The sequence below is a fragment of the Mycobacterium sp. genome, from assembly GCF_049281135.1.
GTDB lineage: Bacteria > Actinomycetota > Actinomycetes > Mycobacteriales > Mycobacteriaceae > Mycobacterium.
On record NZ_JBAPRN010000113.1, the window covers coordinates 1 to 7150 of the forward strand.

Annotated in this window: 6 protein-coding genes; 3 read left to right on the forward strand and 3 right to left on the reverse strand. The window is 66.1% G+C overall.

Annotation, left to right across the window (positions count from 1 at the left end):
* Positions 1-103: 103 nt before the first annotated feature.
* Entirely contained in the window at positions 104-2191 is a 2088-nt protein-coding gene (locus WAN02_RS04540) for an ABC transporter ATP-binding protein (protein ID WP_422262984.1), read from the forward strand.
* Positions 2188-3030 carry a CbiQ family ECF transporter T component gene (locus WAN02_RS04545; protein WP_422262985.1) on the forward strand — a complete coding sequence of 281 codons (843 nt, stop codon included), beginning with the start codon at positions 2188-2190 and terminating at the stop codon, positions 3028-3030. Before WAN02_RS04540 ends, WAN02_RS04545 begins: the two co-directional genes overlap by 4 nt.
* Here WAN02_RS04545 and WAN02_RS04550 read toward each other — a convergent pair.
* The 3 genes from WAN02_RS04550 to WAN02_RS04560 all read right to left on the reverse strand — a co-directional run bounded on the left by WAN02_RS04550 (position 3027) and on the right by WAN02_RS04560 (position 6124).
* Positions 3027-4364: an ABC transporter substrate-binding protein gene (locus WAN02_RS04550; protein WP_422262986.1), complete on the reverse strand. Its 1338-nt coding sequence runs from the start codon at positions 4362-4364 to the stop codon at positions 3027-3029. The two genes, WAN02_RS04545 and WAN02_RS04550, sit on opposite strands and share 4 nt — an antisense overlap.
* Positions 4365-4443: 79 nt before the next feature.
* The gene (locus WAN02_RS04555) at positions 4444-5268 is read right to left on the reverse strand and encodes a carbohydrate ABC transporter permease (RefSeq protein WP_422262987.1); all 825 of its coding nucleotides are present in this window, start codon (positions 5266-5268) and stop codon (positions 4444-4446) included.
* Positions 5255-6124 carry a carbohydrate ABC transporter permease gene (locus tag WAN02_RS04560; protein ID WP_422262989.1) on the reverse strand — a complete coding sequence of 290 codons (870 nt, stop codon included), beginning with the start codon at positions 6122-6124 and terminating at the stop codon, positions 5255-5257. Before WAN02_RS04560 ends, WAN02_RS04555 begins: the two co-directional genes overlap by 14 nt.
* Before the next feature lie 49 nt (positions 6125-6173).
* Here WAN02_RS04560 and WAN02_RS04565 point away from each other — a divergent pair.
* On the forward strand, positions 6174-7150 hold a 977-nt coding region (locus WAN02_RS04565; protein ID WP_422262988.1), incomplete at its 3' end, for a TldD/PmbA family protein.

The following is a 7150-nucleotide window of genomic DNA, read 5'->3' on the forward strand; positions in this document are numbered from 1 at the left end:
AGGCTATCTAGACCACTCACCGGCCCATTTCTGCCGTTAACTGAAATGAACCGCCAATGTTTGCTAAAGGGGAACACCCCCGACAGCTGGCAGAATCGATGAGATGAACGCGACTCGCCCTGCGCCGGGGACCCCAGGTTCCCGATCGTTGCGTCCCGGCGAACTCGCGCAGTCCTCGGTCATGGCCGCATTGTGCGCGGCCATCGCGATCATTTCCATCGTCGTCCCGTTCGCCGGTGCGCTGTCGTTGCTGGGCACGGTGCCGATGGGATTGCTGGCTTACCGCTACCGCTTCCGCGTGCTGATCGCCGGGACGGTGGCCGCAGGTTTGATCGCCTTTTTGATCGCCGGCCTCGGCGGCTTGATGACGGTCGGTCACAGCGCCTACGTGGGCGGACTGACCGGGGTCGTCAAACGGCGGCAGCGCGGCACCGGGACGGTGATCGTCGCTTCCATCGTCGCCGGAGCGGTCTTCAACGCGGTCGCGGTCGCGGCGCTGGCACTTCTCTCTCGGCTACGGCACCTGATCTTCGATGCCATCACCGCCAACATCAACGGGGCTGCGGCCGTCCTGACGGGAATCGGGCGCTTTGCGACCGAACATTCATTCCCGCTGAGCGGACGCATCAAGGATGGACTCGACAACACAGCCCACGGGCTCCAATGGTTCCTCGGCGAGGCGCTGCATTACTGGCCGTGGCTGATCTTCGCCAACGGCACCGTCTCGATTGTGGTCGTATCGCTGATCGGATGGTGGGCGCTGTCGCGGGTGCTGAATCGGATGCGCGGCATTCCCGACGTGCACAAACTGGACGCACCACGGGACACCGCACCCATTGGGCCGGTCCCGGTGCGGCTGGACGAGGTCCGCTTCCGGTATCCGAATACCGACCACGACGCGCTGCGCCCGGTCGACCTGGAGGTCAAGGCCGGCGAGCATTTGGCCATCACCGGGGCCAACGGTTCTGGCAAGACCACGCTCATGCTTGTGCTGGCCGGCCGGGAACCGACATCGGGCACCATCGAGCGCCCGGGGTCGGTGGGGCTGGGCCGGTTGGGCGGCACCGCGGTGGTCATGCAGCATCCGGAAAGTCAGGTGCTGGGCACCCGGGTCGCCGACGACGTGGTGTGGGGCCTGCCGCCCGGGACAACGACCGACGTCGCCCAGTTGCTCCGCGAAGTCGGCCTCGAATCGCACGCCGAACGCGACACCGGAAGTTTGTCCGGTGGCGAGTTGCAGCGGCTGGCGGTGGCGGCCGCGCTGGCCCGCGAGCCCGCGATGCTCATCGCCGACGAAGTCACCAGCATGGTCGACCAGGAGGGCCGTGAAGCGCTGCTCGGCGTGCTGTCCGGCATGAAGCAGCGACACCGAACGGCGCTCGTGCACATCACGCATTACAACAACGAAGCCGAATCCGCCGACAGCACAATCAACCTCAGCGAGTCCGGGGACAACACCAGCATGGTCGAGACGATTCCTGTGCCGGTGACGACGCCGGCGATGGGGCACGAGTCTGGACCGGCAATCCTCGAGGTCACCGGCGTCAGCCACGAATACAACAGCGGAACGCCTTGGGCCAAGGCCGCGCTGCGCGACGTCAACTTCGCGGTACACCAAGGCGATGGCTTGTTGATCCACGGCGGCAACGGCTCGGGCAAGTCGACGCTGGCGTGGATTCTCGCCGGGCTCACGGTACCGACCACCGGCTCCTGCCTGCTTGACGGCCGGCCCTCGCACGAACAGGTCGGCGCGGTGGCGCTGTCGTTTCAGGCTGCGCGACTGCAGCTGATGCGCAGCCGGGTCGACTCGGAAGTGGCTTCAGCGGCCGGCTTTTCGCCCAAGGACCAGGACCGGGTGGCGACCGCGCTAGCCGTCGTCGGGTTGGACAGCACGTTGGCCAAGCGGCGCATCGATCAGCTCAGCGGAGGCCAGATGCGCCGGGTTGTGCTGGCCGGTCTGCTGGCACGCTCGCCACGGGCGCTGATTCTCGACGAACCGTTGGCAGGCCTCGACGCGGTCACCCAGAGCGGTTTGGTGCGATTGCTCGAGGAGCTGCGCCGTGAGCAGGGTCTGACTGTCGTGGTGATATCCCACGACTTCGGCGGCCTGGAAGAGCTCTGCCCGCGCACATTGGATCTGCGTGACGGTGTGCTGCACACGGTCACGGCGGCAGCTGGGGGATTGTCATGACCACCGCGCCACCCGACGAACGATCCGAACGCCGGCCGTCTCGTTCGGTCGTACTGCTGCGTCCGGTGCCCGGCAGCTCCGTGGTGCACGACCTGTGGGCAGGCACCAAACTGCTCGCGGTTGCCGGTATTTCGGTACTGCTGACGTTCTACCCGGGATGGATTGCCATCGGACTGGTGGCTGCGCTGGTGCTGACGGCGGTCCGGCTCGCACACATTCCGCGCGGCGTGCTTCCCACTGTGCCGCACTGGTTGTGGATGCTGCTGGCGTTTGGTGGGATGTCGGCGGCGTTCGCCGGCGGCAGCCCGACGATTCACGTGGCCGGGGTTCCGATCGGACTGGGCGGGCTGCTGAACTTCCTGCGGGTCACCACGTTGTCGTTCGTGCTGCTCGGGCTGGGTGCGATGGTGTCGTGGACCACCAACGTCGCCGAAATAGCGCCTGCGGTGGCAGCTTTGGGCCGGCCGCTACGGTGGTTACGGGTCCCTGTCGACGAGTGGGCCGCTGCCATCGCGCTGGCGTTGCGCGCATTTCCGATGCTGATCGACGAATTTCGGGTGCTCTACGCCGCGCGCCGGTTGCGGCCCAAGCGGGTCGCCGACACCCGCAGGGCACGCCGCCGACGCTGGGCGCTGGAAGTGGTCGACCTTCTCACCACGGCTCTCACGGTGACGTTGCGGCGCGCTGACGAGATGGGCGACGCCATTACCGCGCGCGGTGGGATCGGCCAGATCTCGGCGCTGCCGTCACGGCCGAAGCAGGCCGACTGGATAGCGCTGGCGATCACCGTCGCGGTGTGTGCCGCAGCGGTCGCGCTCGAAGTTCCGCTGGGGCGCTAACCGCGCGCGGCGGCGTTGGCGGCTTCCTGGGCCCGGTGCAGGGTCGTCGCGATATCGCTTCGGCCCAGGAACATCTCGTCGAAATAGGGCTTGATGGCTTGATACCCGGCCGCGAAGCCGGTGCCACCGGGAGCGGCGATGCGCGGGCCGTTGAGAACGTCGAAGAACGGCTTGATGTCGACACCTTTGCTCAGCCAGTGATCGAAGCAGGCCTTTTGGGCCGCGGTGACTGCAGGAATGGCGCTACCCTGACGGCCGAGGTACTGGTTGCCCTCGGTACTGCCCATCCAGGCCAGCACCTGGCGCACCGCCTCAGGGTGCGGGGAGGCCGAATTACCTGCCGCGGCAATACCGTTGGTGACGCTGACCCGGCCCTTCGGCCCCGCGGGCATCATCGTCACGCCCCAGTGGAAATTGGCTTGCCCGGCGATTGCGGCCAAATTGTAGGTGCCGGATTGAAACAGCGCCATCTTGCCGGCCAGAAACTGGTTGCGGGAGAAGTCGCCGTTCTCGTTGGTGTCCGAAGCGGGCGGCGCGACGTGGTCGGCGTCGATCAGCTTCACCAGATAGGTGAAAGCCTCGACGGCAGCGGGGTTGTCAAACGCGAACCGATCACCGTCCTGGAAGACGCCGCCCGCCGATCCGATGTAGTTGAGGTAGATACCCTGTGCATCGTTGGCCGCGTTGTACGCCCACCGCCGGATCCGGTTGGGATCGAAACCCGGTGTGCCCGCTGAACGTCCGTCGACGTCGACGGTCAGCCGGGCTAGCAGCGGTCGCAGTGTGTCGTCGCCGCGCGGGCTCCACCGTAGTGTTGTCAACGTTGCGGGGTCTACACCGGCGGCGGTGAGCAGGTCCGCGTTGTAGTACAACGCGATACCGGCGTCGGTCAGTTGAGGAATTGCCCACAGCCTCCCACCCCGGGTGAACTGCTGGACCACCGACGACTCCCACGTCGACGCAACCTTTGGCCCGAAGGCTGCCCCGACATCTATTAGCCGACCGCTGTCGGCGTATCCCGCGAGGTAGGCGTTGGACAGCCAAAAAATGTCGTCGGCCGTACCGCCCGCGACGTCAGTCCGCAGAGTGTTGAAGTAAGTGGAATACGAGACGACATCGGTTTGCACTTCGATGTCGGGGTGTGTCCGGGTGAACGCGGCAAACGACAGTCGATACGCCTTGGCGACCTGCTGATCCCACAGTCGCACGGTCACAACGGTTTTACCGCTGGGCGGTTGGGCCGTCACGTCCAGCAGCACCGCGGCAGCGACCAGTAATGCGGCGACAACCACCCAGCCCAGGGCGAACAGCGTGGAAAACCGCGGCCGGGTCACTTTGAGCCCCCCGCGCCGCGAAAGTGCAATGAGGGTTGTGCTTTCCCGGAAACTACAGCCGCTGCGGCTTTTTCGCGGGTCACTTGAGCCCCGTGACGACGATCGACCGCACAATGTGCCGCTGGAAAATCAGGAACAAGATCAGCAGTGGCACGACCGCCGCGCCCACCGCGGCCATCACCAGAGTCCACTGCGCGTTGTAGCGGGATTGCAGCGCCGCCGTCGCCACCGTCAGCACCTGCCACTTGGTGCCGCTGGTGATGATCAGCGGCCACAGGAAGTGGTGCCATTCCGACACCACGGTGATCAGCATCAGCGTCACGATCACCGGCCGACTGGACGGCACGACCACGTGCAAGATCACATCCAGCGTGGTGGCGCCGTCCAGGTAAGCGGCGTTGATCAGGTCATCCGGGATGGTACGGAAGTGCTGACGCAGCAGGAAGATTGCGTACGGGGAGCCGAAGACGAACGGCAGCACCAAGGCCCAGAATGTGTTCCGCAGCCCCAGTTGCGCCATCATCAGATACAGCGGCACCACCGTGACACTGCCCGGCACCATCAAGGTCGCGAGATAGACCCAGAAAATTCCGTCACGGCCGGGAAAGCGCAGCCGGGCGAACGCATACGCGGCTACTACTGACGAGCTCAGCTGTCCCAGCAGACTCACCGCTGTCATCAATGCCGTCACCGCCAGGGCCCGGCCGAAACCCGCGCCGCCGAGGTCGGCGTAATTCGACAGCGTCGGCGGCCGCGGCAGCGACAACGGCGTGCCCGTCGCAAACTGATGCGCCGACGTAACCGACGTGAGCACGCCAAAAGAGAACGGTGCCAGCGTGATCACCGCGCCCAGCGTCAAGCCGAGGTACACCAGTGCCGCCGAGGGCTTTTTAAGTGAGGTCATAGCTGATCCGACGTCGGAAGTACAGGTGCTGAACGAGGGTGACGGTGACCAGGATGACGAACAGCACCACCGCCATCACCGACGCCCGGCCGATGGCCGCGGAACCGAATGCCTCGGCGTAGATGCGGTGCGCGACCAGATCCGTGCGGTTCTGCGGCCCGCCGCCGGTGAGCGCGTAGACCGTGTCGAAGACCTGTGCGGCGCTGATGACTCCGGTGACCAGTACGAAGAACATGGTCGGCCGCAACATCGGCAGGGTGATGCGCCGGAACCGCTGCCAGGACGTCGCGCCATCGGTGCGCGCCGCGGCGTGGATCTCGGCGGGGATGGCCAGGATGCCGGCGAGGAAAAACAGCGCGACGTATCCGACATTGGTCCACACGACGACCGCCGACACCACCGGCAGAGCCAGTCCGGGATCGGTGAGCCATTCGATGCGATGCCCGAGCACCGTGCTCACGGCGCCGTCGGTGGGTGCCAGAATCCAGCGCCACAGCACCGCGATCGCCAGCGGGACGCTGATCCACGGCAGCACGTAAATCGTGCGGAACAACCCGCTGCCGGGCAGATCGCGGGCCAGTAGCGCGCCGACAGCCAAGCCGAGCGCGGTCTGCACCGGGACCACGATCGCCACGAATGTCAGCGTCACCAGCAGCGAATTGCCGAACGTCTTGTCGGTGAGCACCGAGCGCCAATTCCGGCCTCCGACATACTCGATCGGCCCGAGCAGGTCCCAGCGATGCAGGCTCAGCCACACCACCACCAAGATCGGCAGCAGCAGAAACGTCAACACCCCGAACAGGCTCGGCGCGATCAACACATACCCCAACGCGATTGATCGGCGCCTGGCGGTCACCGCAGCGTCACCCACACAAGTATTAAAGCGGGTCGATACGGTAGGTGTCGTGACACCGAACCGGGGGATCGATGCCGACTTCCTCAGCCTGCCGCGCCGCGAACTGGCCGATGCCGCGCTAACGGCTGCCACCGCGGCCGGGGCCAGCCACGCCGACCTGCGAATTCACCGCCTGGTCAACGAGGTCATCCAGTTGCGTGACGGCGAGTTGGAGACCGCGGTGGTCAATCGCGAGATCGGCCTGGCCGTCCGGGTGATCGTCAACGGCACCTGGGGCTTCGCGTCGCACGCCGAGCTGTCTCCGGAAGTCGCCGCCGAGACCGCCCGTCGCGCGGTGTCGGTGGCCAACACGCTGGCCGCGCTGAACACCGACCGCGTCGAGCTTGCGCCCGAGCCGGTGTACGCCGACGCCACCTGGGTCTCGAGCTATCGCATCGACCCGTTCACCGTGCCGCTCGCAGACAAGATCACGGTGCTCGACGAATACTCCGGCAGGCTACTGGCCGCCGACGGAGTCGATCACGTGTCGGCCGGCCTGCAGTCCGTCAAAGAGCAGACCTTCTACGCCGACACCGCCGGCTCGTCGATCACGCAGCAACGGGTCAGGGTGCAGCCACGTTTGGAGGCGGTCACCGTGGACACCGCCGGCGGCGGGTTCGACTCGATGCGCACGCTGGCACCGCCGATGGGACGCGGCTGGGAGGCGCTGGCCGGCGACGACGTGTGGAACTGGACCGACGAGCTCGCTCAACTGCCGTCGCAGCTGGCCGAGAAAATGAAGGCACCCAGCGTCGCTGCCGGCCCGACCGATCTGGTGATCGACCCGACCAACCTGTGGCTGACCATCCACGAATCGATCGGCCATGCAACCGAATACGACCGGGCCATCGGCTACGAGGCGGCCTACGCCGGCACATCGTTCGCCACCCCCGACAAGCTCGGCACGCTGCGTTACGGATCGCCGATGATGAACGTGACCGCCGACCGGACTGTCGAATTCGGTTTGGCCAGCATCGGTTACGACGA

Excerpts from the sequence above, each read along its gene's own strand:
- WAN02_RS04545 (WP_422262985.1), top strand. The coding sequence starts at position 2,188 with ATGACCACCGCGCCACCCGACGAACGATCCGAACGCCGGCCGTCTCGT.
- WAN02_RS04555 (WP_422262987.1), bottom strand. The coding sequence starts at position 5,268 with ATGACCTCACTTAAAAAGCCCTCGGCGGCACTGGTGTACCTCGGCTTG.
- WAN02_RS04540 (WP_422262984.1), top strand. The coding sequence starts at position 104 with ATGAACGCGACTCGCCCTGCGCCGGGGACCCCAGGTTCCCGATCGTTG.